This is a genomic window from Streptomyces sp. JLBG701, assembly GCF_058544905.1.
The window spans coordinates 5,881,846-5,905,267 of the sequence record NZ_CM178588.1; the positions used below are offsets into that span (position 1 = coordinate 5,881,846).

General features: G+C 69.3%; 22 protein-coding genes and 2 pseudogenes. 7 read left to right on the forward strand and 17 right to left on the reverse strand.

The window, feature by feature from the left end:
* Positions 1-59 precede the first annotated feature (59 nt).
* Positions 60-215: pseudogene (locus tag AC5DRG_RS27250) on the reverse strand (pyridoxamine 5'-phosphate oxidase family protein); the annotation flags it as partial.
* Between the two features lie 417 nt (positions 216-632).
* Here AC5DRG_RS27250 and pdhA point away from each other — a divergent pair.
* Genes pdhA through AC5DRG_RS27265 form a run of 3 tightly spaced genes read left to right on the forward strand, consistent with a single transcriptional unit; the run spans position 633 to position 4,262 of the window.
* Complete coding sequence (gene pdhA, locus AC5DRG_RS27255; RefSeq protein ID WP_491802073.1) at positions 633-1,787, forward strand: pyruvate dehydrogenase (acetyl-transferring) E1 component subunit alpha; 1,155 nt, start codon at positions 633-635, stop codon at positions 1,785-1,787.
* Positions 1,788-1,789: 2 nt separating this feature from the next.
* Positions 1,790-2,800 carry an alpha-ketoacid dehydrogenase subunit beta gene (locus tag AC5DRG_RS27260; protein ID WP_491802074.1) on the forward strand — a complete coding sequence of 337 codons (1,011 nt, stop codon included), beginning with the start codon at positions 1,790-1,792 and terminating at the stop codon, positions 2,798-2,800.
* A gap of 10 nt (positions 2,801-2,810) precedes the next feature.
* A complete protein-coding gene (locus AC5DRG_RS27265) occupies positions 2,811-4,262 on the forward strand; it encodes a dihydrolipoamide acetyltransferase family protein (protein ID WP_491802075.1) in 1,452 nt (483 codons plus the stop codon).
* A gap of 90 nt (positions 4,263-4,352) precedes the next feature.
* Here AC5DRG_RS27265 and AC5DRG_RS27270 read toward each other — a convergent pair.
* Positions 4,353-5,312, reverse strand: a pseudogene (locus tag AC5DRG_RS27270) (BRO-N domain-containing protein).
* 185 nt (positions 5,313-5,497) lie between these two features.
* Entirely contained in the window at positions 5,498-6,397 is a 900-nt protein-coding gene (locus AC5DRG_RS27275; protein ID WP_491802076.1) for a D-alanyl-D-alanine carboxypeptidase family protein, read from the reverse strand.
* A gap of 209 nt (positions 6,398-6,606) precedes the next feature.
* On the opposite strand from AC5DRG_RS27275, the gene AC5DRG_RS27280 reads away from it, so the two are divergent.
* Positions 6,607-7,299: a GntR family transcriptional regulator gene (locus AC5DRG_RS27280; protein WP_491802077.1), complete on the forward strand. Its 693-nt coding sequence runs from the start codon at positions 6,607-6,609 to the stop codon at positions 7,297-7,299.
* Positions 7,296-8,603, forward strand: coding sequence for an MFS transporter (locus AC5DRG_RS27285; protein ID WP_491802078.1), 1,308 nt, complete (start codon positions 7,296-7,298; stop codon positions 8,601-8,603). The genes AC5DRG_RS27280 and AC5DRG_RS27285 overlap by 4 nt, the downstream gene beginning before the upstream one ends.
* A gap of 101 nt (positions 8,604-8,704) precedes the next feature.
* Here AC5DRG_RS27285 and AC5DRG_RS27290 read toward each other — a convergent pair whose 3' ends face one another.
* Positions 8,705-9,529 carry a maleylpyruvate isomerase family mycothiol-dependent enzyme gene (locus AC5DRG_RS27290; protein ID WP_491802079.1) on the reverse strand — a complete coding sequence of 275 codons (825 nt, stop codon included), beginning with the start codon at positions 9,527-9,529 and terminating at the stop codon, positions 8,705-8,707.
* Between the two features lie 223 nt (positions 9,530-9,752).
* Here AC5DRG_RS27290 and AC5DRG_RS27295 point away from each other — a divergent pair, with 223 nt between their 5' ends.
* Positions 9,753-10,571 carry a carbon-nitrogen family hydrolase gene (locus AC5DRG_RS27295; RefSeq protein ID WP_491802080.1) on the forward strand — a complete coding sequence of 273 codons (819 nt, stop codon included), beginning with the start codon at positions 9,753-9,755 and terminating at the stop codon, positions 10,569-10,571.
* Positions 10,572-10,587: 16 nt separating this feature from the next.
* On the opposite strand, the gene AC5DRG_RS27300 is transcribed toward AC5DRG_RS27295, so the two are convergent.
* The 12 genes from AC5DRG_RS27300 to AC5DRG_RS27355 all read right to left on the reverse strand — a co-directional run bounded on the left by AC5DRG_RS27300 (position 10,588) and on the right by AC5DRG_RS27355 (position 21,638).
* On the reverse strand, positions 10,588-10,857 hold the full coding sequence (locus AC5DRG_RS27300) for a hypothetical protein (RefSeq protein ID WP_491802081.1): 270 nt from the start codon (positions 10,855-10,857) through the stop codon (positions 10,588-10,590).
* Positions 10,854-11,759 (reverse strand): EamA family transporter, encoded by a 906-nt coding sequence (locus AC5DRG_RS27305; protein ID WP_491802082.1) that lies wholly within the window; start codon positions 11,757-11,759, stop codon positions 10,854-10,856. Before AC5DRG_RS27305 ends, AC5DRG_RS27300 begins: the two co-directional genes overlap by 4 nt.
* A 55-nt stretch (positions 11,760-11,814) precedes the next feature.
* On the reverse strand, positions 11,815-12,333 hold the full coding sequence (locus AC5DRG_RS27310) for a flavin reductase family protein (RefSeq protein WP_491802083.1): 519 nt from the start codon (positions 12,331-12,333) through the stop codon (positions 11,815-11,817).
* 43 nt (positions 12,334-12,376) lie between these two features.
* Positions 12,377-13,654, reverse strand: a complete 1,278-nt coding sequence (locus AC5DRG_RS27315; RefSeq protein ID WP_491802084.1) for an MFS transporter — start codon at positions 13,652-13,654, stop codon at positions 12,377-12,379.
* Entirely contained in the window at positions 13,651-14,724 is a 1,074-nt protein-coding gene (locus AC5DRG_RS27320) for an LLM class flavin-dependent oxidoreductase (RefSeq protein WP_491802085.1), read from the reverse strand. The genes AC5DRG_RS27315 and AC5DRG_RS27320 overlap by 4 nt, the downstream gene beginning before the upstream one ends.
* On the reverse strand, positions 14,721-15,989 hold the full coding sequence (locus tag AC5DRG_RS27325; protein ID WP_491802086.1) for an ATP-grasp domain-containing protein: 1,269 nt from the start codon (positions 15,987-15,989) through the stop codon (positions 14,721-14,723). The genes AC5DRG_RS27320 and AC5DRG_RS27325 overlap by 4 nt, the downstream gene beginning before the upstream one ends.
* Positions 15,986-17,326, reverse strand: a complete 1,341-nt coding sequence (locus AC5DRG_RS27330; RefSeq protein WP_491802087.1) for an ATP-grasp domain-containing protein — start codon at positions 17,324-17,326, stop codon at positions 15,986-15,988. The genes AC5DRG_RS27325 and AC5DRG_RS27330 overlap by 4 nt, the downstream gene beginning before the upstream one ends.
* 43 nt (positions 17,327-17,369) lie before the next feature.
* Positions 17,370-18,758, reverse strand: a complete 1,389-nt coding sequence (locus AC5DRG_RS27335; RefSeq protein ID WP_491802088.1) for an ATP-grasp domain-containing protein — start codon at positions 18,756-18,758, stop codon at positions 17,370-17,372.
* Between the two features lie 112 nt (positions 18,759-18,870).
* Positions 18,871-19,632 carry a hypothetical protein gene (locus AC5DRG_RS27340; protein ID WP_491802089.1) on the reverse strand — a complete coding sequence of 254 codons (762 nt, stop codon included), beginning with the start codon at positions 19,630-19,632 and terminating at the stop codon, positions 18,871-18,873.
* Positions 19,633-19,704: 72 nt separating this feature from the next.
* On the reverse strand, positions 19,705-20,013 hold the full coding sequence (locus tag AC5DRG_RS27345; RefSeq protein ID WP_491802090.1) for a 2Fe-2S iron-sulfur cluster-binding protein: 309 nt from the start codon (positions 20,011-20,013) through the stop codon (positions 19,705-19,707).
* A 4-nt stretch (positions 20,014-20,017) separates the two neighbouring features.
* Positions 20,018-21,070, reverse strand: a complete 1,053-nt coding sequence (locus tag AC5DRG_RS27350) for an NAD(P)/FAD-dependent oxidoreductase (protein ID WP_491802091.1) — start codon at positions 21,068-21,070, stop codon at positions 20,018-20,020.
* A gap of 397 nt (positions 21,071-21,467) precedes the next feature.
* The gene (locus tag AC5DRG_RS27355; protein WP_491802092.1) at positions 21,468-21,638 is read right to left on the reverse strand and encodes a hypothetical protein; all 171 of its coding nucleotides are present in this window, start codon (positions 21,636-21,638) and stop codon (positions 21,468-21,470) included.
* 167 nt (positions 21,639-21,805) lie between these two features.
* Here AC5DRG_RS27355 and AC5DRG_RS27360 point away from each other — a divergent pair, with 167 nt between their 5' ends.
* Positions 21,806-22,870: a hypothetical protein gene (locus AC5DRG_RS27360; protein WP_491802093.1), complete on the forward strand. Its 1,065-nt coding sequence runs from the start codon at positions 21,806-21,808 to the stop codon at positions 22,868-22,870.
* Between the two features lie 13 nt (positions 22,871-22,883).
* Here AC5DRG_RS27360 and AC5DRG_RS27365 read toward each other — a convergent pair whose 3' ends face one another.
* Complete coding sequence (locus tag AC5DRG_RS27365) at positions 22,884-23,381, reverse strand: LURP-one-related/scramblase family protein (protein WP_491802094.1); 498 nt, start codon at positions 23,379-23,381, stop codon at positions 22,884-22,886.
* Between the last annotated feature and the right edge of the window lie 41 nt (positions 23,382-23,422).

The following is a 23,422-nucleotide window of genomic DNA, read 5'->3' on the forward strand; positions in this document are numbered from 1 at the left end:
TTGTCACAGAAAGTCGCTGACTGTCACCGACAGTCGCTTTCGGTCACTGGGTGCCCTAGAAGTGGCGTTCCAGGCCGCCGTCCGTGGAATGGACGGGAGCCGTACGCCACCACGCTGCCGATGCACGCCTGGTGGTAGTCGCAGCTTCTGGGCATACGCAGCAGCAGCCGGCCGTCCACCACGATGTGCCGGGCGAAGGCCAGGAAGGGCAGCGCCCCGAAGGGGCGCGGGGAACTGCGCGACCAGCCACGATGGCGCCGCAGACGAAAGATCGAGTAGAAATACCCTGATTTTTCCATTTTTGCGGACTCGGCAAGTCTCACACCCATCCTCTTCCGGTGACCTGGGTGCTCGGGATAACGTGCCGTTGCTCCGGCCTCCTGCAAGGCTGTGACCAGCACCCCTTCGGGCTGTACCCGATTTACTTGGAAATCCAAGCAAAATCGCAGGTCAAAGGGGGTTTCACAGAAATGTGGAGCACTGGGTAACGTGATTGTTGCAGGGCGCTGGCCGGGGCACCTGTCACGCCTGTTCCGGCCGAGTGGCACCCACCCCGTGCACGGGTGCCGGACCAGGCGAGCCGCACTGGTTCACCCGGCAATCCCGGGGGCCGGACCGACGGAGGAGCACACGTGACCGTGGAGAGCACTGCCGCGCGCAAGCCGCGACGCAGCGCCGGGACCAAGAAGTCCCCGAGCACCCAGCCCGAACTCGTTCAGCTGCTGACGCCCGAGGGCAAGCGCGTCAAGAACGCCACCTACGACAAGTACGTCGCCGGCATCACTCCCGAAGAGCTCCGCGGCCTGTACCGCGACATGGTGCTCACCCGCCGCTTCGACGCCGAGGCCACCTCCCTCCAACGCCAGGGCGAGCTGGGCCTGTGGGCCTCGCTGCTCGGCCAGGAGGCCGCCCAGATCGGCTCAGGCCGCGCCACCCGGGAGGACGACTACGTCTTCCCGACCTACCGCGAGCACGGCGTCGCCTGGTGCCGCGGGGTCGACCCGGCCAACCTGCTCGGCATGTTCCGCGGCGTGAACAACGGCGGCTGGGACCCCAACAGCAACAACTTCCACCTCTACACGATCGTCATCGGCGCCCAGACACTGCACGCCACGGGCTACGCGATGGGCATCGCCAAGGACGGCGCGGACGCCGCGGTCATCGCCTACTTCGGCGACGGCGCCTCCAGCCAGGGCGACGTGGCGGAGTCGTTCACGTTCTCCGCGGTCTACAACGCGCCCGTGGTGTTCTTCTGCCAGAACAACCAGTGGGCGATCTCCGAACCGACCGAGAAGCAGACCCGCGTCCCGCTCTACCAGCGCGCGCAGGGCTTCGGCTTCCCGGGCGTCCGGGTCGACGGCAACGACGTGCTGGCCTGTCTCGCGGTCACCAAGTGGGCGCTGGAGCGCGCCCGCAACGGCGAGGGCCCGACCCTGGTCGAGGCGTTCACCTACCGCATGGGCGCCCACACCACCTCCGACGACCCGACCCGCTACCGCCACGACGACGAGCGGGTCGCCTGGGAGGCGAAGGACCCGATCGCCCGCCTGCGCACGTATCTCGAAGCCTCAAACCACGCGGACGAGGGATTTTTCGCGGAACTGGAGGCCGAGAGCGAGGCGTTGGGAAGGCGAGTGCGCGAAGCGGTCCGTGCCATGCCGGACCCGGACCGGTTCGCCATCTTCGAGCACGCGTACGCGGACGGGCACGCGCTCGTCGACGAGGAGCGCGCCCAGTTCGCCGCCTACCAGGCGTCGTTCGCGGACGTAACGGGAGAGGGGGTCTGATCATGGCTACGGAGACTGTGACGTTCAAGGCTGCATCTTTCAAAAGCATGGCCCTGGCCAAGGCGATCACCGAATCGCTGCGCCACGCCCTCGACTCCGACCCCAAGGTCCTCGTCATGGGCGAGGACGTCGGCAAACTCGGCGGCGTCTTCCGCGTCACCGACGGCCTGCAGAAGGACTTCGGCGAGGAGCGGGTCATCGACACCCCGCTGGCCGAGTCCGGCATCGTCGGCACGGCGATCGGCCTGGCCCTGCGCGGCTACCGCCCGGTCGTGGAGATCCAGTTCGACGGCTTCGTCTTCCCGGCCTACGACCAGATCGTCACGCAGCTCGCGAAGATGCACGCGCGCTCGCTGGGCAAGGTCAAACTCCCGGTCGTGGTCCGCATCCCCTACGGCGGCGGCATCGGCGCGGTGGAACACCACTCCGAGTCCCCGGAGTCCCTGTTCGCGCACGTGGCGGGCCTGAAGGTGGTGTCCCCGTCGAACGCGTCGGACGCCTACTGGATGATGCAGCAGGCCATCCAGAGCGACGACCCGGTGATCTTCTTCGAGCCCAAGCGGCGCTACTGGGACAAGGGCGAAGTCAACACCGAGGCCATCCCCGGCCCACTGCACAAGGCACGCGTCGTCCGCGAGGGCACCGACCTCACGCTCGTCGCCTACGGCCCGATGGTGAAGCTCTGCCACGAGGTCGCCGACGCGGCCGCCGAGGAGGGCAAGTCCCTGGAGGTCCTCGACCTGCGCTCGGTGTCCCCGCTCGACTTCGACTCCATCCAGGCCTCCGTCGAGAAGACCCGCCGACTGGTGGTCGTCCACGAGGCGCCGGTGTTCTTCGGCGCGGGCGCGGAGATCGCGGCCCGGATCACGGAGCGCTGCTTCTACCACCTGGAGGCCCCGGTGCTCCGGGTCGGCGGCTACCACGCCCCGTATCCGCCGGCCCGCCTGGAGGACGAGTACCTGCCGGGCCTGGACCGGGTGCTCGACGCCGTCGACCGCGCCCTGGCGTACTGAGGAGAGGGTCGTGACGACGATGACCGAAGCGTCCGTACGCGAGTTCAAGATGCCCGACGTGGGCGAGGGACTCACCGAGGCCGAGATCCTCAAGTGGTACGTCCAGCCAGGCGACACGGTGACGGACGGCCAGGTGGTGTGCGAGGTCGAGACGGCCAAGGCCGCCGTCGAACTCCCCATCCCCTACGACGGAGTCGTGACCGCGCTCCACTTCCCCGAGGGCACCACGGTGGACGTGGGCACGTCGATCATCGCCGTGGATGTGACGGGCGGCACCGCGGCTCCTGAGACCGCGACTCCGGTGGCCGAGGCTCCCGTCGCGGCCCCGGTCGCGCCCCCCGCCGAGAAGAAGCCCGAGGGCCGCACCCCGGTCCTGGTCGGCTACGGCGTGGCCACTTCCTCGACCAAGCGCCGCCCCCGCAAGGGCCCCGAGATCCCGGCCCAGGATCCGGTCCAGGAGGCGTCGAAGGCGATCCAGACCGAGCTGAACGGCCACGGCCACGGCCCCGCCCCAGCGGCAGCCCCAGCCGCCGCCCCGGCGTCGGCTTCGGTGAAGGAGCGCCCGCTGGCGAAGCCGCCGGTGCGCAAGCTGGCGAAGGACCTGGGCGTCGACCTGGCCACGGTGACCCCTTCCGGCCCGGACGGCATCATCACGCGCGAGGACGTCCACGCGGCGGTGGCTCCGCCGAAGGCCCCCGAGCCGGTGACGCCGGTGCCGGTCACCGCCCCGGCTCCGGCCCCGGTGACCACGTACGACACGGCGCGTGAGACCCGTATCCCGGTCAAGGGAGTGCGCAAGGCGACCGCGGCGGCGATGGTCGGCTCGGCGTTCACGGCGCCACATGTCACGGAGTTCGTGACGGTCGACGTGACCCGCACGATGAAGCTGGTCGAGGAGCTCAAGCAGGACAAGGAGATGCAGGGCGTGCGGGTCAACCCGCTCCTGCTGATCGCCAAGGCCCTGCTGGTCGCGATCAAACGCCACCCCGACGTCAACGCGTCCTGGGACGAGGCCAACCAGGAGATCGTGCAGAAGCACTACGTCAACCTGGGCATCGCGGCCGCCACTCCCCGAGGCCTGATCGTCCCGAACATCAAGGACGCCCACGCCAAGACGCTCCCGCAACTCGCGGAGGCGCTGAGCGAGCTGGTCGCGGTGGCCCGGGACGGCAAGACAACCCCGGCGGCGATGCAGGGCGGCACGGTGACCATCACCAACGTCGGTGTCTTCGGCGTCGACACAGGCACGCCCATCCTCCCCCCGGGCGAGGCCGCGATCCTGGCCGTCGGCGCGATCAAACTCCAGCCGTGGGTCCACAAGGGCAAGGTGAAGCCACGTCAGGTGACGACGTTGGCGCTGAGCTTCGATCACCGGTTGGTGGACGGGGAGTTGGGCTCCAAGGTCCTGGCGGATGTGGCGGCGATTCTGGAGCAGCCGAAGAAGTTGATCACCTGGGGGTGACGGTCCGGGGCGGCATAGGCGGTATAGGTTGAAGTCTGAAGGGACGGCCGCAACTTCGATTTGCGGCCGCCCCTTCATTCGTGAGGTCGGTCAGGGCTGGTTGAGCACGTACACCGGTGCCCCGTCGTCCGTCGCCCCCTGCGAGCGGATACAGGCGTGTTTGCGCAGCAGCCGCATACATTCGTTGACGCGGTGCACGGACAGACCCGTACGTGCCGCGATCGAGTCGAGCGGCTGGCGGAGCACACCCTCAGCGACGAGGACCGGGGCGATGACCACGGCCACGGTCCAGACGTCCTCCGTCACGGACAACCGCCGCCGCCAGTCGGCCAGCACGGACTCCGTCGTCGGCTGCGGACACGAGGCTGTGGTGGGCGCCGGACGGTCGAGGGCCAGCATGGCGAGCTGGTCCGCGATGCGTTCCATGGCCTGGGCCATGGTTTGCTGCGCGGTGAGGGCGGCGCGCTGCATCTCCACCATCTCCTGTTGCAGGGCGAGCGACCTGTCTTGGGCGGCGGTGAATTGTTCGTCGGCCTGCAGATTGCGCTCTTCGAGCCGGACAATGGCCTCCGCGACTTGTTCCGGCATCGCGTAGGCGATAGGGCCCTCAGGTCCGGAGGGCTGTACCTCGGCTACTGCGAGCCTGTAGGAGCCGTCCCGCTGGACCGTCTCGATCACCTCGGCGACCCACTGCTTGAAGGGCAGGCAAGTGGGCTTTGTGCACGCGTTGACCAGAAGGATCAGACCTTGGAGAGAGATGACGTTCAGGTCTCGACGCCACTCTCTACCTGCGGGAATGCTGAGACCGTAACCTCCAGTTAGGGTCTCAAGAGTTTCTCGATGGTCCTCTGGGACATGGTCGGAGAGCGCCTTCTACGGATTGGTGTGCCCCAACTGCCTGCACACATCCACCGCCGGGAACCAATGCGCCGCGTCCGGCATGGTCAGCCGTCGTACGCGGGCCCCTGTAGCCGCGTACACGAAGTCGCCGATGTCGATCGCCTCGTGCCGCATGCGCGGGTTGGGGTCGTGCTTGCTGGGTTCGATCACGTGAACCACCTCCGCCGCGGACCGTAGAGCGGAGGAAATCGAACATGCCAGCCCATGCATGAATGTTCACGATTGCGAGCGAAGATCGCCGATTTCGCTGCGCCGGACCGCCGCTGCGTGCAAGACAGACACAAGGCCCGCCGCGCTGGTGGCGGCGGGCCTTCGGGTGTTTGTTGCGAGGGACGTCAGCTGATCCTGGCGTAGCCGTAGTTGATGAGCTTCTTCACGTCCGCCGTGCGGTTGGCCGCCGAGGAGGCGGTGAGGACCGCGCCCATGACCGACTCGCCGTTGAGCGTGGCGGCGAAGACGAGGCAGTACTGGGCCGAGGTGCCGGAGCCGGTCTTGATGCCGAGCGTGCCGTTCCAGCCGAGCAGGGTGTTGGTGTTCGTCCACGGCGACATGGTGCGCGTGGAGCCGCTGCTCGTGATCGTCTTCGCCGTGTACGACTTGGTCTTCACGACGGACTTGAAGGTGGAGCTCTTCATCGTGCTGCGGGCGAGGAGCGTCAGGTCCTTCGCCGTGGAGTAGTTGGAGCCGTTGCTGATGCCGTCGAACGAGTCGAAGTGCGTGTTCGTCATGCCGAGTGCCGAAGCCTTGTTGTTCATCTTGGCGATGAAGTTCTTCGTGCGCGCGGCCACGGTCGTGCCGGTGCCGAACTTGTCGGCGAGGGCCATCGCGGCGTCGCAGCCGGACGGGAGCATCATCCCGTAGAGCAGCTGGCGGACGGTGACCTTGTCGCCGACGATCAGGTGGGCCGACGAGGCGCCCTTGGAGACGATGTAGTCGCTGTACGCCTTCTTGATCGTGACCTTGGCGTCCAGGTTCAGGTTCGACTGCGTGAGCACGACCTTCGCGGTCATGATCTTGGTGGTGGAGGCGGTGAGCCGGTGCGTTGCCGCGGTCTTGCTGAAGAGGGTCGTACCGGTGGCGCTGTTCATCAGGTACCCGCTCTTGGCGGTGATGGTGGGCGTCGTGACAGCCTGCGCCGGTGCCGCGGTGAGAGCTCCGGTGGCGAGCACTGCGCCGGCCGTGACGGCGACGGCTGCGGCTCTGCGGACACGGAAGCCCTTGATGGCGGTTATCAACTGAAATACCCCGAATACGTCGAATGCCCCAGTGGTGCGGCCGAGTTGTGAGGGGGAGAAAGTGGGGCCGCATGTGTGTGACACGTAAGTAGCACGGAAAGTTGTGCGCCTGCTGGGGCCAAGCTGAGTTCTGTGACGTGCTCGATACGGTCCCGTCCGCATGATGGACCGCTCTCCTCATGCGTACGCGTTGTATCTAACATGTGCGCATGCCTTCAGCCCCGCCCGCTGTGTCCGCCGCGTCGTCCTCTACGGCCCCTCCCACGAAGCAACCACCCGCCGCCGACCGCGTCTACACCCACGTCAAGCAAGGCGTCCTGGACCGGCGCTACGAGGGCGGCACCCTCCTCACCGAGGGCGAGCTCGCCGAGGCCGTCGGGGTCTCCCGGACCCCGGTGCGCGAGGCGCTGCTGCGGCTTGAGGTCGAGGGGCTGATCAAGCTCTACCCGAAGAAGGGCGCGCTCGTCCTGCCCGTCTCCGCGCAGGAGATAGCCGACGTCGTCGAGACCCGGCTGCTCGTGGAGGAACACGCGGCGCGCAAGGCCGTACCCGCCCCGCCGGCCCTCATCGAGCGACTCGAAGAACTCCTCGCACGCCAGAAGGAACAGGCCGCCGCCGGCGACCTCGCCGGGGCCGCCGTCACCGACCGCTGCTTCCACGCCGAGATCGTCCGCAGCGGCGGCAACGAGATCCTCTCCCGCCTCTACGACCAACTCCGCGACCGGCAACTGCGGATGGGCGTCGCCATCATGCACTCGCACCCCGACCGGATCACCAAGACGCTTGTCGAGCACGAGGAGATCCTGGACGCGCTGCGCTCCGGCGACACCGAGGCGGCCGTCGGCATCGTCCACCGGCACGTCGACTGGTTCTCGCATCTCGCCCGGGGTGAGGTCCGATGAGATCCGCCACCTCCGCCACCACCCTCCCGGGGGATCCGCCCGGCGGCCGCCGCGCCGTCGCGGTGTGGGGCATCGGCGTCTCCGTCTACTTCGTCGCCGTCATCTTCCGTACGTCCCTGGGGGTCGCCGGCCTCGACGCCGCGGACCGCTTCCACGTCAACGCCTCCGCCCTGTCCACCTTCTCGATCTTTCAGCTGCTGGTCTACGCGGGCATGCAGATACCCGTCGGGCTGCTGGTCGACCGGCTCGGCACCAAGAAGGTGCTGGGGCTGGGAGTTGTGCTGTTCACCGCCGGGCAGCTCGGCTTCGCCTTCTCCCCCTCGTACGGCACCGCGCTCGCCTCGCGCGCGCTGCTCGGGTGCGGTGACGCGATGACCTTCATCAGCGTGCTGCGGCTCGGTACCCGGTGGTTCCCGGCGCGGCGTGGACCGCTCGTCGCCCAGCTCGCGGGGCTCGCGGGCATGGCGGGCAACCTCGTCTCCACGCTGGTGCTGGCGCGGCTGCTGCACGGGGTCGGGTGGACGGCCGCGTTCGCCGGGAGCGCGGTCATGGGCGGTGTCGTGTTCGTGCTGCTCGTGCTCTTCCTCAAGGATCATCCCGAGGGGCACGAGCCTGAGCCGTTCCCGCATCAGGGGGCCGCGTACGTCCGTCGGCAGATCGCCGCGTCGTGGCGGGAGCCGGGGACCCGGCTGGGGCTGTGGGTGCACTTCACCACCCAGTTCCCGGCGATGGTGTTCCTGCTGCTGTGGGGTCTGCCGTTCCTTGTCGAGGCGCAGGGGCTGTCCCGGGCCACGGCCGGGGAACTGCTCACGCTCGTCGTGCTCTCGAACATGGTCGTCGGGCTCGTCTACGGGCAGGTCGTCGCCCGGCATCACATGGCGCGGTTGCCTCTGGCGTTGGGCACGGTCGGGGCTACGGCGGTTGTGTGGGCGGCGGTGCTGGTGTTCCCCGGTGAGCATGCGCCGATGTGGCTGTTGGTTGTGATGTGTGCGGTGCTTGGTGCTTGCGGGCCGGCTTCGATGCTCGGGTTCGACTTCGCGCGGCCCGCGAATCCGCCTGAGCGGCAGGGTACGGCGTCCGGGATCACGAACATGGGGGGCTTTGTCGCCTCGATGACGACGTTGTTCGCGATCGGGGTGCTGTTGGATGCCACGGGGGGTGACTACGCCGTGGCGTTCTCGGTGGTGTTCGTTCTTCAGGGGGTGGGGGTGAGCCAGATTCTGCGGTTGCGGAAGAGGGCGGCTCGGAGGGAGCGGGAACGGTTGGTTGCGAGCCGGGTGTCCACAGTCCACGTTCCCGCGTAGCACCGGGGGTGTTGGTGCGGGCGGTCCTGGGGGCTGCGCCCCCAGACCCCCGCTGTCGGCCCTGAACGGGCCTTGTCCTCAATCGCCGGACGGGCTGAGAATCACTGCGTCACCGTGAAGTTCCGCAGTATCCCCGCCGTGAGTTCCGGATCCCCCTCCGCCTTGATACGGTCCGCCGCCGACTCCAGGGTCACTCGGCCGCACGCCAGGCGGACGTAAGTCTCCCAGTCCAGGGTGAGGGTCGCGGCGGGGCCCAGTGCGGGGGCCGTTTCCAGGGTGCCTCGGCCCTGGATGTCCACTCGGATCGTGCGGAGGAACTCGATGGGGCCGTGGACGTCGAAGACGATCGCCGAACTGCGGGGGGCGCCCGCGTCCTTGGCCACGATCTCCGGGAGCGCGGCCAGGAGGTAGTCGCGGGCTATCTGCGCGCCGGGGGAGTCGAGGTTGCCGGGGCGGCCCAGGGCCGCGCGCAGGTCCTGTTCGTGTACCCACACGTCGAACGCGCGGTAGCGCATCGCCGCTTCGAGGGTGATCTCGGTGCCGAGCGGGCCGCGCACCTTCGTGCCGGGCTCGCGGGACTCGTTGCGCAGCTGGCGGTTGCGGCGGATGACCGTGTACTCCAGCTCGGACGTCATCTCCGGTGCCGTGTGGTGGCGGCGGACGTCGACCTGCATCTCCATGTAGCGCTGGTGCTCGTTGGTGACGTGGAACAGGTCACGGGGCAGCGTGTGGATGGGGCGCGGGTCGCCGAGCATCTCGCAGTCGAGGCCGATGACATGGGAGACGACATCGCGGACGGACCAGCCGGGGCAGGGGGTCCGCCGATTCCACTCGCCCTCCACAAGGGGTTGCACCAGCTCGGATATCGCTTCGATGGAGTGGGTCCAGGCGTCGGCGTAGGGCTGGAGAGTGGGATGCAGACTCACGGAACGGGACCCCTCGGGCGGTCGGAACTCGGGCAGGTGATGGCAGCGGGTGACGGCGGGCGACGGCTGATGTCGTCTGCTGACGGCGGTGTCGGCGGGGACGGTGAACTGTCGGCGGGTGTCTTGGAACGCTAAGTTACGCTGCTGTGAGGCACCCCGGCAGTGCTTTGGTGTGACGATCGTAGGCCCGTGTGCACGGCTCGAATGCCAGGACGGTGGTAGTGTGCTCGCCCATCTCATCCAGATCGCCGTAGACCAGGCCGAATCGGTCGATTCCCGGCGTCAGCGGGTTGCTTCGCTGGTACGGGAGCAGGCCGGCGCCGATCTCGTCGTGCTGCCGGAGTTGTGGACCACGGGTGCGTTCGCCTATCAGGAGTTCGGCAGTGAGGCCGAGCCGCTGGAGGGGCCCACCTACGAGGCCATGGCCAAGGCGGCCAGCGACGCGGGCGTTTGGTTGCACGCCGGGTCCATTCCGGAGAGGGCTGCATCCGACAGCGGCTCCGCCGCGGGTGACGGGCCCCTCTTCAACACCTCCCTCCTCTTCTCTCCCTCCGGTGATCTCGTCGCCGCCTACCGCAAGATCCACCGCTTCGGATTCGACAAGGGCGAGGCCGTGTTGATGGGTGCGGGGAGTGAGCTCGTGACCGCCCGGCTGCCCGAGACGACCCTCGGGCTCGCCACCTGCTACGACCTCCGCTTTCCCGAACTCTTCCGCGGGCTCGTCGACGCCGGCGCCGAGACCATCGTCCTGCCGGCGGGCTGGCCGGAGCGCCGCCGGGCCCACTGGACGCTGCTGGCCCAGGCGCGGGCGGTCGAGAACCAGGCGTACGTCCTTGCTTGTGGAACGGCCGGTACGCACGCGGGAGTTCCGCAGGCCGGTCACTCGATCGTGGTCGATCCGTGGGGTGAGGTGCTGGCCGAGGCCGGTGCGGGCGAGGAGATCCTCACTGTCGAGTTCGATCCCTCGAAGGTCGCTACGACACGGGAGCAGTTCCCCGTCCTCAAGGACCGGATGCTGGGGCTGGACGCGCCGCGGCGTTGAACCGGGCCGCGCCGCGTCACATCAAGTGGTCGTTGCCCAGCCGTACTCCGACCGAGCACGGCACCGGTTCCGTCACGCCCGCGCCCGTACCGTGCTCTCCCTCCGCCAGCAGGGTCGCGCCCAGCCGCCTGGCGTGCTCGCCGGAGACGACCAGTTCGACGTAGCTGCCGCTGTCCGTGGCCTCGCCGATGGTGATGTGGAACGAGACGGTGCCGTCCGGGTCCGACGAGGCGGTCACGGAGCCGTCGACCACACCGGGGATCATTGCGGGCGCTGCTGTTTTCATGCGGGTGCCTCCTCGGACGGTACTTCGGGACGTGTCAGCGCCGCTTGCAGACGGGCGCCGTACAGGCTGATCACCAGGCCCAGCAGGATCAGCAGGCCGGAGAAGATCTTGAGGGCGGGCAGGTCCTCGCCGAAGATCAGCATCGAGCCGGCCACGCCGAACAGGGGCACCAGCAGCGACAGCGGGGCGACCGTGGAGACCGGGTACTCCTTCAGGAGCCAGTTCCAGACCGCGTAGGCGAACAGGGTTGTCGGGTACGCCTGGAAGAGGATCGACGCTACGGCGGTCAGGTCCAGTTGGGTGCCCAGGTCCGTGTAGCCCGTCGTGCCGTTGACCGCCAGGTCCAGCAGGAACAGGGGAATCGGCGCGAACACGCAGGACCACACCAAGAAGGCGACCATGTCCGTCGGGGCGGCCTTCTTCAGCAATACGTTGGCCGTGCTCCAGGAGAAGGCGCCCAGGACCACCAGGGCCAGGCCCGCGGCGCTCACGCTGCCGTCCGTGAGGAGTGTCGTGCAGGCCAGGCCGCCCAGCGCGATCACGGTGCCGGTGATCTGGTGGCGGGTGAGCTTCTCGCGGAAGACGACCGCGCCCAGCATGATCGTCAGGAACGCGCTGAGCTGCAGCACCAGCGAGGCGATGCCCGCGGACACCCCGGCCTTCACGCCCAGGTTCACCACGCCCCACAGGCCCACGCCGAAGACCAGGCCGTATCCGACCAGGTAGCGCCAGGGCACGTCTGGGCGGCGGATGAACAGCACCGCGGGGAACGCGCACAGCGTGAAGCGGATGCCGGCCAGGATGAACGGGTCGACCGACTCCAGGCCGATCTTGATGACCGAGAAGTTGAAGCCCCAGATCGCGGTGATCGCGACCGCGAGGAGGACGTGTCTGGTTTTCATCGGGGCGAGTTCTCCCGCGGGTCGGGCCGGGCGCATGGTCGGGCCGGATTTGTGGTCAAGCAGGGTGGGTCGTCGTGCGGAAGTCCCGTCGGTACCAGAGCAGGGGGCCGGCGGTCCTGGCGGCGGAGTGCAGGCCCGTCAACTCGCCCACCAGGAGCTGGTGGTCGCCCACCGGTACGCGCTCCACCAGGCGGCAGCGCATCGCCGCGTGCGCGTCGACCAGGCGGGGCAGTCGGTCGCCGGGCCAGTCCTCGAAGTCGTGCTCGGCGAAACGGTCGACGTCGCGGGTGGAGAATCTGCGGGCCACGTCGGTGTGGCGCTCGCCGAGGACGTTGACCACGAAGGCGTCCGCCTCGGCGAGCGCCGGCCGGCAGCTGGAGGTGTTGGACAGGCCTACGACGACCAGCGGCGGTTCCAGGGACGCCGAGGTCACCGAGCTCGCGGTGAATCCCCAGCGTCGGCCGTCCGGGTCCCGGGTGGTGACCACGGTCAGCGGGGCGGCGAGCAGTGACATGGCCTCGCGGAAGGCCGCAGCGTCCACCGGGGCGGCGTTGCTACAGGTGAGGGTGCGCACGGGGGTCTCCTTGTCATCGACGTCGGCGATGTCATCGGGCCGGTCATGCCTTGGCCGTCGCGGGGGTCGCGTCGGGCGTCGTGTCGGGGTCCGGGAGGGCGGCCAGGGCCACGCGGAAGCTGCGGATGGTCAGCGGCATGGCGATCGCGCCGGCCACCGCCAGCAGCACCGTGAGGATCGCGACCAGCCGCTGCGGTCCGACCGAGGCGCCCAGCGTGCTGATGAGCAGGCCCCCGATCGGATACGAGGACAGGCCCACCAGGAAGAAGGGGCCCATCACCTTGCCCAGGTGGTCGGCGGGGATCACCTTGACGCGTTCGGTGCGGTTGAACACGTTGAAGTAGGCGACCCCGACCATCGCCACCACGAACCCGGTCGCGTAGAGCGAGAACGTCGGGGCGAAGGAGAGCACGAACAGCGCCACGCACTGGACGATGTAGCCGAAGATGCCCAGGAACGGCACCCCGAACCGCTTCACCAGCATCGGTGTCAGCGCCAGGTTCGCCAGGCCTGTCACCCCGACGAGCATGTTGAGCAGGGCGAACGACGACTCCGGGGCGCCCAGTTCGCCGGTGACCACGGCGGGGTTGGCGGCCAGCATGGTCGCGAAGGCCAGGTTGATGGCGAAGTTGAGGCCGGCCAGCAGCACGACGGGACGGTTCGTCACCAGCAGCCGCCAGCCGAGCCCCAGGTCGGACAGGGTCGCCCGGACGCTGCCGGCGCCGCTCGCGCTGCCCGTGCCCTTCATGCGCGGCAGGCCCTGCCAGCAGGCGGCGCCGCCCGCGAACAGCGCCGCGGCCATGCCCAGCAGCCAGATCTTGCCGAGGAGGGCCGCGGCCAGCACGGCCAGGCCGGGGCCGAGGGCGGTGGCCAGCAGCTCCATGTTCTGGAACAGGGCCTGGGTGCGCGGCAGGTCATCGCCCTTGGCGAGCTGCGGTACGACCTTCTCGACCGACATGCGCACCGCCGGCAGCACCGACGCCAGCAGTGCGCCGTTGACCATCAGCAGCGGGACGGTCCAGGACGGCTGGAGCAGGCAGAGCACGAGCGTGGCGGCCAGGACGCCCGCACGCGCGGTGTTGGCGCGTGAGAACAGGCGAGGCCCGCCGTCCCGGTCGGCCAGCAGCCCCGCGAACGGGTACATCAGCAGACAGGGCAGCCACTCCAGGGCGAAGGACAGGCCCAGGGTGGAGACCTTCCCGGTCTCCTTGTAGATGAGCAGCGGGACGGCGAACAGCACCAGCTGGTCCGCCATCAGGCCGGACACCACGCCGGTACTGAAGAAGAACCGGCGGACGCGCTCGGCGCGGGTACGGATCACCGAGTCCCCCGCTCCAACTCCCGTACCAGGGGCAGCACTCCGTGGAAGAAGTGCCGCATCTCGTCGCGCGCGGGCCAGCCGGAGAAGATGAACTGGCCCACCCCGGCCGCCTTGTACTCCATCAGATACGCGGCCACCTCGGCGTAGCTGCCCACCAGGCACAGGGCCGGTCCGCCGCGGTAGGCGACGGCCCCGGAGTAGATCATGGGGGAGAGCCAGCCGTCCTCGGACTGTTCGGCGAGCCGGAAGGAGTTGCGGACCGCGTGGGAGTCGGCGGCGGCGACGAACTTCGCCACGAACGCGCGATGGTCCTCGTCGGTGTCGCGCATCACCTCGGCGAGATCCTCCAGGGCCTCCTCGCGGGTGGCACGCGCCAACACCTGCATACGCAGGCCCACTTCACGTCCCTGCTCCAGGAACGGCTCGGTCACCTTGCCGATCTCCGCAGGCGTGTCGCCGTACCGGAACCAGCAGTCGCCGTACTTCAGCGCCATCCGCTGGGCGGGCTCGGAGGCGCCGCTGACGTAGATCTCCGGGCGCTTGCCCTCGTGCAGGCCGAGGCCCAACTGGGCGTCCTGGAGGCGGTAGTGACTGCCCTCGTACGTCAGCGGGGTCTCGCCGTTCCACATGCGGTGCAGGATGTCGAGGAACTCCTCGGCGCGGGCGTAGCGGTCGTCGTGGGCGAGGAAGTCGCCGTAATAGGCCTGCTCCACCGGGGAGATGCCCGCGACCAGGTTGAGGGCGATGCGGCCCTTGGACATCCAGGAGACGGTGTTCACCATCTGGGTGAACAGGGTCGGGGAGAGGAGGCCCGGGCGGTAGGCGAGGATGAACTTCACCCGCCTCGTCTCCCGGACCATCGCGCCGAGCAGCGGCACCGGGTCGGGCAGGCCGTAACTCTGCGCCATCAGCAGGGACTCGACGCCGAGGGAGTCCGCCTCGCGGGCGAAGTCCAGGGCGCCCTCCAGGTCCAGGATGTCGGCGCGGTACTTCTCCGTCGACTTCTTCTGGCCGCTGTCCAGCGCCGATCCCCAGTGGAACCGGAGGAGTTGGGATGTCTCGGTGCTCATGCCTGCGCTCCTTCGTGGACGCCCGCACTGGTGCGGATCCGCAGCGATGCGAACAGGCGTGCCATCCAGTCCCGGGTCTCCTCGGGGGTCGCGCCGGACGCGATGCCGGCGAGGGCCGTCTCGTGGGCGCCGTAGGTGACGTGGTCGGGGAGGTCGGCGCCGGGCGCCAGTTCCTGCCAGGTGACCGCGTGCGGGTCCGCGCGGAAGGCGTCGGCCCCGTCGAAGCCCTCGAAGACACCGGCGCCGAGGTGGTGGCCGGGGTGCACGAACCAGCCGTACCAGAGGGGTTCGGCGGGTGGCTCGGGGAGTTTGCCGGTGACGCGCTCGCCCAGCAGGACGCGCAATTCCCAGGACGGGAGGTGGACGCCGGTGCGCAGTTCGAAGGTGGCGGCCACGTCGGCGCCGCCGACCCGGTTGGCCACCTCCAGGAACACCAACTCCTGTGCGCCGTCGTCCCGGATGGCCTCCAGGTGGAAGCTGCCGTCCCGGATCTCCACGGCCGCCAGGGCGCGGTCGACCCACTCCTCGGCGCCCTCCGCGAACCGGATCTGGAACGAGCCCAGCGGCACGCCCTGCGCGTACGCGAGGCAGTTGCCCAGGTACTCGCTGGCGGTCAGGGCGACCACCCGGCCCTCCTCGACCAGCCCGTCGAAGTGCAGCACCGGACCGTCCACGAACTCCTCGACCTCGAAGCCGCTCAGGGCCTCGGCGGCGTCGGGGCCGTCCAGTTCGGCAACCCCGGAGCGGCGGTCGGTGACGGACTCGTACGCCTCCTTCGTGCTGCCGAAGACGACGACATCGACGCTGGAGGCGCCGCGGTGCGGCTTCAGCACGGTCGCGCCGGTCCACGGCACGGAGCCGGCCCGCTCCAGGAAGTCGCCGAGCGGCAGGAAGCGCGGTACGCGCAGCCCGGCCCGCTCCACGGCAGCCTTCATCAGCACCTTGTCGCGGGAGAGCAGTACTCGCTCCACGGGGGCGCCGGGCACACCGAGCCGCTCCCTGAGGCGGGCCGCGTCCAGGAGTTCGTACTCGGACATCGAGATGATCCGGTCGAACGATCGCGGGTTCCCGTCGAGCCAGGCCACCGCCTCGTCGTACGGCGTGCCCGTGCCCGCGCGTTCGACCTGCTCGCAGCGCAGGCCCGCGGGGAGGGTGGCGAGGGCGGAGCGGACGCCGAAGTACGTGACGTCGTGGTGGTCGTGGTCGATGCCCCGGTGGTACTCGATCTTGGGATACGGGACGCGGTGGAGTATCAGGATCCTCATCGGTGGGCCTCCAGCAGGGCGGTCTCGTGGGGGGTGCCGCAGGCGGCGTCGAGCGCGGCCGGCCACACCTCGCGCAGGGTGTGGACGACGTCCCGGACATCGGTGTGCGCGGAGCGCAGGACCAGGCAGCACTGGGCGGCGAAGTCGGCGTTGTCGCGGGGTACGGCGTGCAGCGCGCGGCGCTCGTCCGCGAGCCAGCCGAACTCGGTGGCGGTCAGGTCGTCGGGGGCCAGGCCGTGCCGGGCGCGGGTGGCCGCCAGGGCGTCCTCGAAGGGCGTGGCCCCCGGGCGGACGTCGGCGGGCGCGAAGTCGCGGTCGGCGCCGACGCCGAGCATCGCGGTGGCGGCGGCGCGGTCGGGGACCGGCAGCCGTGCCTCGACGGGGTGGCCGAAGGCCGCGTCGACCCACTTCTCGTACAGGTCGACGTCGTGCACCCAGCGCGCCAGGGACCAGATCTTCATGCCGGCCGGCCGCCGGTTGGGCTCGACCACGGCGGCGTGCGCGTCGTCGTCGCTGAGCTTGATCTCGTTGTGGAAGGGGCCGTCGCACTGCCCGACAAGCCAGTTCGCCAGCTCGCCCGCCCGCCGCAGCGTGGCCTGTCCTACGGGGCTCACCCGGGCCGGCAGCACCTGCGCGACCTCGACGGGGTACCGGCCGGCTGCGCTGACCTTCTCGGTGACGAAGGAGAGCGGGCCGAGGCCGTCGTAGGAGAACTCCCGCCCGTACGGGATGAGTTCCTCGCACAGCACCCCGTCCTCCACATACGGCAGGACCTCCGCGAACGCCGCGTCGAGGTCGTCGCCGGGGCGCACCAGGACGACTCCGCGGTTGTTGCCCTCCTTGGCGGGCTTGACGACGAAGCCCTCGGGGTGGCGCAGGGCGAACTCCCGTAGTTCCTCAGGGGATTCGACCCGTACGAAGTCCGGCACCATCACGCGCTGGGCCGCCAGCAGAGGGGCGTGGCGGGTCTCGGCGTCGCGGTAGGTGAGTTTGCAGAAGGCGCCCGCGGCCGGTTCCGGGGCGTCCACGCGCAGGCCGAGGCGCTCCAGCAGGTCGGCTCCGCTGTGCACCGCGTTGTCGGAGAACACGATGCCCGCCACGAACTCCTCGCGGCGCGGGCCGAGCAGCTTCTCGCCCGCCTCGGCGAAGTCCGGGTCGAGCGGGTCGAGGTCGATCGCCTCGTCACAGACGCGGGCGTCGGTCTCGTCCGGGCGGGCCCGTACGAGGGTGGTGAGCGCGCCGTGCCTCTCCCGTGCGTAGGCGCTCATGTGCTGTACGTCCTCGACGCGGCTCAGGTTGTAGTCGACGATCAGGAACCTGGGCGGGGCGGTGGACATCGTGGGTGTTCTCCTGCCTGTGGGCGATCGGGTGATCGGCTGGTCAGTCGGCGTCGGGGGTCGCCACGGGCTGGGTTTCGGTACCGGTGACGGGCTCGTAGCGCACGTCCACGGCGTGTTCGGAGGTTCGCTCCAACTCCGGGAGGAGCCGGTCGCGTTCGGTGTGCGGGAAGGCCCACAGCAGTTGGCCCAGGAACACCTCACGGGAGCGGGGTTCGACCGTCTCGCCCTCGGTGAGGAGGATCTGCGAGACGACGGGCTGGGCGGGCAGGTCGTCGGCGATGCCGATCCGCGCGATGCGGCCGGGGTCGGCGAAGAAGACGCGGAAGAAGGTGGCGTTCGGCGCCGGGCTGGTGCCGTCGGCCCGGAAGGCGAGGTGCCGCAGGCGTTCGCGCAGGCGGTCGGTCGTGCCGTCCACCGTGGCGATCAGTTGGTCCAGCCAGAGGTCCAACAGGCTGGCCTCGCCGTTGAGTTCGCGCACGCTGTGCGAGATGAGGCTGCCGCCCACCCGGGGGTTGACCTCGATCAGGTCCCACCGGGTGCCGTCGTGCCGGGCCTCGACGTGGAAGCAGCCCCAGCCCAGTTCCAGGTGGGTGAGGAGACCGGTGACCCAGGTGATGCCCTCGGCGGTCTGCGCCGGGGTGAGTGACTTCGGCGGGCTCGTGCAGGCGTTCTCCAGGACGGCCCCGTCGGTCTCCGTCACCTCGCACTTCTCGTGCACGGCGACCACGAAGGGCTCCCCGTCGGCGGCGATCACCTCGAAGCTGAACTCGCGCCCCGGCAGATAGTCCTCGATCAGGAAGGCCAGCCCCGAATCGCCGAAGGCGGACGCGTACACGGTGTCGTCCCCGGCGTCGGCGGTGATCCGCTCGATCTCCGCCCAACTCGTCGCGGCCGTCAGCGGGAAGGTGCCGTAGGACGCGATCCCGCTCACCGGCTTGACGAAGTAACGCCCGGGCCGTTCCCGGTACTCGGCGAGCGACTCCTCGGTGAGCGGCACCGCCCGCACCCCGCTCAGCCCGGCGTCGGCCAGCCGGTTGCGCAGCGCCAGTTTGTCGCGCAGCGTCAGCACCCCGTCCGGGTCGAGGTCGGACACGCCGAGCAGCGCGTTGGCCCGCGCCATCAGATGCCGGTACGCCTCCCAGACGGTGACGCAGGCCAGGACCCGCTCCCCGTCCGCGCGCAGTTCGCCGAGGTAGGCCTCGACGTCGGCGCCGGTCAGGACGTGGTCGTCGGTGGAACGTACCCGGGTCGCTTTCGCCCCGAGGTCGTGCAGCCGGGCGGGAACATGCTCCCGTTCCGGCAGGGAGGTCAGGACGTAACTCCTCAGTCCACGCGCGTCGAGCGCGGCGATCAGGTCCTCCATGAAGGAGTAACCGACATGGCTGAGCAGCAGAACGCCGCTGTCCTGGGCCGTTATCGGGTGGTTCACCTCGCTGTCCTTTCGGTACGCGTGCGTGGGTGCGGGAGTCATGGTGTGGGCCCGTTCCGGGGGCCGGCGGAGGGGACAGGCCGGCCCACGGAACGGAGCGGGATGACGCGGATCAGGCCGCCGCGGTGGCCTTCTCGGCGAGGGTGTTGGCGTAGAGCTCCTCGAAGTACAGGGCGAGCAGCCGCTGGTGCTCCTCCAGGTACTTCTTCAGCGCGGCGATGTCCTGCTCGCCACGGATCAGGAAGCGCAGCGCCGCCCAGACCTCGCCCGGGTGGTCGTCGTTGATGTCGGTGTGCGAGTGGCTGATCTGGCCGCCGATGTTGCCCTCGCCGATCGACTCCTTCAGGGCGACGAGCTTGCGCGGCTCCAGCTTCACGTTCACGTACTCGACCAGGTACGAGTAGGCGACGACGCCGAGCGGGCCCTCGTGGTCCAGGAGGTAGGAGAAGTAGCCGGTGAGCAGCTTGGTCGACAGGTACGGCTCGACCGACAGGAACTCCTCGCGGTCCACGCCGACCTTGGCCAGGTCGTCGATGAACAGCTCGTCGTGGAGCATCTCCTCCTGCTCGTAGTTGGCCCACACCTGTGCGGCCTCCGGGCTGAGCTTGGCTATCGAGGTCAGCGCCTTCGACTCGGCGACCCGCAGCAGCCGGATGCGCCAGGCCGTCTCGATCAGGTTCCGCTTGTAGTACTCGGAGTTGACGTCCTTGCCCTCTAGGTGGGCGGCGGCGGGGACGCTCGCGTACCACTCGTCGATCTGCCGGTCGATCTGTACGTCGATCTCCGCGCGCAGTTCGGCGGAGGCGGCGGCGTTGAGGAACGGGCGGCGGCTCTCGTAGCCGACGTTGACCACACGGTTGGACAGGTTGGACATGGAACTTCCTTGTCTTGTCGGTGTTTTCGGAGGTTTCGGAGTTCTCGGATTCGTGCGGTGTGCTGACGTGAGTCAGTCGGCCGCGACGCGGATCGTCGCGGAGTCCAGGAGGCGGCACTGACAGGCGAGGCGGTGCCTGCCGTCGGCCTTGCCCAGGTCTTCCAGGAAGTCGAGTTCCTCGGGGTCGCTCTCGCCGAGCGCGGCTGCGCCACCCCCGACGGCCTCGACGACCTCGACGACACAGGCCCCGCAGGCGCCGGAACGGCAGCCGAACGGAATGACGCGCTGGTCGGTCTCGTACTCGACGTCGGTCAGTGGAGAGCCCGCGGGCAGCAGGATTTCCAGGCCCTGCGGAAGCAGGGTCAGCTTCTTCAACAGCACGGCGTCACAGGCTCCCTGGGGCGGTGTGTTCCGGCGGAGTGGTGTCGGAGGAGTGCTCGGGGGCCAGCCGGCTGCCGGGGCGCAGCGCTACGGCGGCGTGGTTGACCGCGGTCGCGGCCTCGCCGAAGCCGACCGAGATCAGCGGGACTCTGCCGGGGCGGGTACAGCCGTCGCCGACGGCGTAGACCCCGGGCAGGCTGGTGGCCTGGGTCGCCGGGTCCACCAGGAACTGGCGGTTCTCCAGGTCCGCCCCCCAGTGGGCGAGCGGGCCGAGGTTGGCGGAGAAACCCAGGGCGGCGACCAGCGTCTGGGCGGGCAACTCGACTGTCCCGGCGCCGACTTCACCTTCAACGGAGGACGTGACCGTCACCCGCTCCAGCGCCCCGGCGCCATGACAGGCGGTCACCCGCGCGTCCGTGAGGATCCGCACCGGGGCGTCGTACAGCTGCTTCACGCTGTGCTCGTGCGCCCGGAACGAACCCCGCCGGTGCACCAGGGTGGTGCTGCGCGCGATCGGCGCGAGCGCCAACGCCCAGTCCACCGCGCTGTCCCCGCCGCCCACGACGACCACGTCCCGGCCACGGTGGTCGTCGGGTCGCGGCACGTGGTAGGCCGCCCCCCGGCCCAGGTAGGGCAGGGCACAGGGCAGCGCGCGGGGCGTGAACCGGCCCAGCCCGACGGCGATCACCACGGCACCGGCGTGCACGAGATGCCCCTGGTCGGTACCGACCGTCCAGCCGCCCCCGGCACGGGAGTTGAGCGTGGTCGCGCCGTGCCCGAGCAGATACCGCGGCTCGAACACCGCCGTCTGCGCCACCAGGTTGTCGACCAGCTCACGGCCCTTGACCGCGGGGTGCCCGGCGACGTCGTAGAGCGGCTTCTCCGGGTAGAGCGCGGCCACTTGACCGCCCGGCTCGTCGAGCGCGTCCACGACGGCACAGGTCAGGCCGCGGAATCCGGCGTAGTAGGCCGCGTAGAGCCCGGACGGCCCGGCTCCTACGACGGCGATGTCGACGTTCGACTCGTCGGCGCCTACCTCCCCCGTGAGTGTGTTCACCGGCCGTCCCGCTCCACGAACGGCGGGCTGTATACGGTCGGTTCGTCACGGAGCGGTGTTTCCGGGCGCGTACCGAAGTGACCTCCGATACCGCCTGTGCCGATTACCGCTGCTTTCACGATCGTTTCCTCGCTTGTGGCTGGATGTTTTTGCGGGCGTTCAGGGTGTTTCCCCGTCGGCCTTCATGGCGTCGGCCGAGTGGCATGCGGCAGTGGGAACTTTGCCATTGTGATTCGCTGCGATCCGCCGGCCGAGGCAATCCTCGGGCAGCCCGAAAACCGGCGCTGTTCAGCGACTTCCGCTATAGTTCAGGCGCTTGGCCGGTAGTCGTATGAGTCGGTATCGGTGGGGGCCGGGTGGATCACAGAAGGGGGATGTCAGTGGCGTGCTGGTCTGCTCAGCCCCAGATGATGTCGTCCGCCCCGACCTGCCCCGTGGAATCGGCCAAGCCGTGTACGCCCAGATCGGATTCGGCCAAGTTGCCGGCGGAAACCGCCGATGTCGCGCCAAGAATTCCGATAAAGGAAAGGGCGACCACGAGCGACGCTACAGCTCGATCAAAGCTCACTTTCTTCTCCCCCGTTTGTATTGAGGGGCCGGGGGGTCTCCCCGTGCCCCGACATGCAGCCTGCCGGACAGGGCTCGACAACCGCCACCAATCACTGGTGGTGACAAGTCGTAGACGACTAGTCGTCATGGCCCAGCGCCCCCCACAGTGCGAGAAACGTGAGTCAAATGGACACGGAACCGAAGCTTCCGACCCTGCGTGAGCTGCATCAACGCCTGTACCGGAGGGCGCTGGAGAGCGGAACCGTGCGTTCCGAGCGGGCCGCCGCGGAGTTCGGCGTACCGCTTGAGGAGGTGGAGGCGGCCATCGAGGACCTCCTCACCCTCCACCTCCTGCACCAGACCCAGCTCCCCGCGTTCCGCGCCCACGGCGACGGCCGGAGCACCGCAGGCGACGGCCGGTCGGCCCGCAACGCCAACTCCACCTACACGGCCAACAGCCCCGATGTCGCCGTAGCCCACCTCAACGGCCCGGTGGAGGCCCGAATACGGCAGCTCCAACGCCAGGTCGACCAGGTCAACAACCATGTGATGACCATGCGGACCGTGTTCGAGGAGGCCTGGCAGAGCCACTTCCAGCAGACCACGGCCGAGCGGCTGAACGGCCTCGACGCCATCCGGACCGTCCTGGAACGGCTCACGGTCTCCGCGACGTTCGAGATCGCCTCCGCCCACCCCTCCGTGCCCGCCCAGAAAGTCATCGACGAGGGCAGGTCACGGACCGTCGAGGCCGCCGAGCGCGGCATCCGGCTCCGTACGATCTATCCGCACTCCGTGCTCTCCCACCCCTACATGCGGCAGCACATGAGCGCGGCGGCCGACGCCGGCGTGCAGTTCCGCACCGTCGCCCACATACCGGACCGCGTCATCCTCTTCGACGCCGAGACGGCCGTCGTCACCGACCCCGACCAGCCCGACGGCGAGGGCGCGCTCGTGGTGCGGGACCCTTCCCTGGCCCGCCATCTGTACCGCTCGTGGGAGAGCGTGTGGGAGGCCGCACGCCCCTTCACGGTGGCGGACACCGACGAGAGCGCCGCGCCCAAGGACGAGATGCGCCGGGCCGTCCTGCAGATGCTCGACTCCGGCATGAAGGACGAGATGGCCGCCCGCCGGCTGTCCATGTCCACCACCACCTACCGCCGCCACGTCTCGGAACTCCTGCTCGAACTCGGCGCCCAGAGCCGCTTCCAGGCCGGCAGCTACGCCCGCAGGGTGGGCTGGCTGGAGGAGTGACAGGCGGCCGGGGTCAGTCCGACTCCCGTTCCTTGTCGGCGAGATGGATCACGCACACCGCCACCGCGATCAGCAGCGCCGGATCCGCGTCGTCCTGTACGACATCGACGCCGTACGTCTCCCGGACGCGCAGCCACCTCCGGGAGATCTGGGCGAGCAGCTCACCGTCGTAGTCGATGCCGAACTCGCGGTCGAGGATCTTCCCGCTGACGTCCAGCTCGGTACTGCCGTCCGCCAGCGTCACCCGGTAGTGGTTGCGCAACAGCGACAGCCGCTTGCGCCTGACCGTCGCCAGCGGCTCACCGTCCCGCTCGATCACCATCGTGTCCCGCAGGGCGAACATCTTCTGGCGAATGTCGATCACGACCCGCCCCAGCGTGTCCTTGAGCTCGAAGGTGTCCCGCAGCCGCATGGCCTTGCCGTCCACGAGAAACACCTTGTTGCCGTCGTCGTCCTCGATCCAGTAGTCGTCACCGATGCCGAGGAGCCGATCGCGTACGAGAAATCTCATGCCGTACGACTTCCCCGGCGGCCTGTGCGGAACCAGCCGGG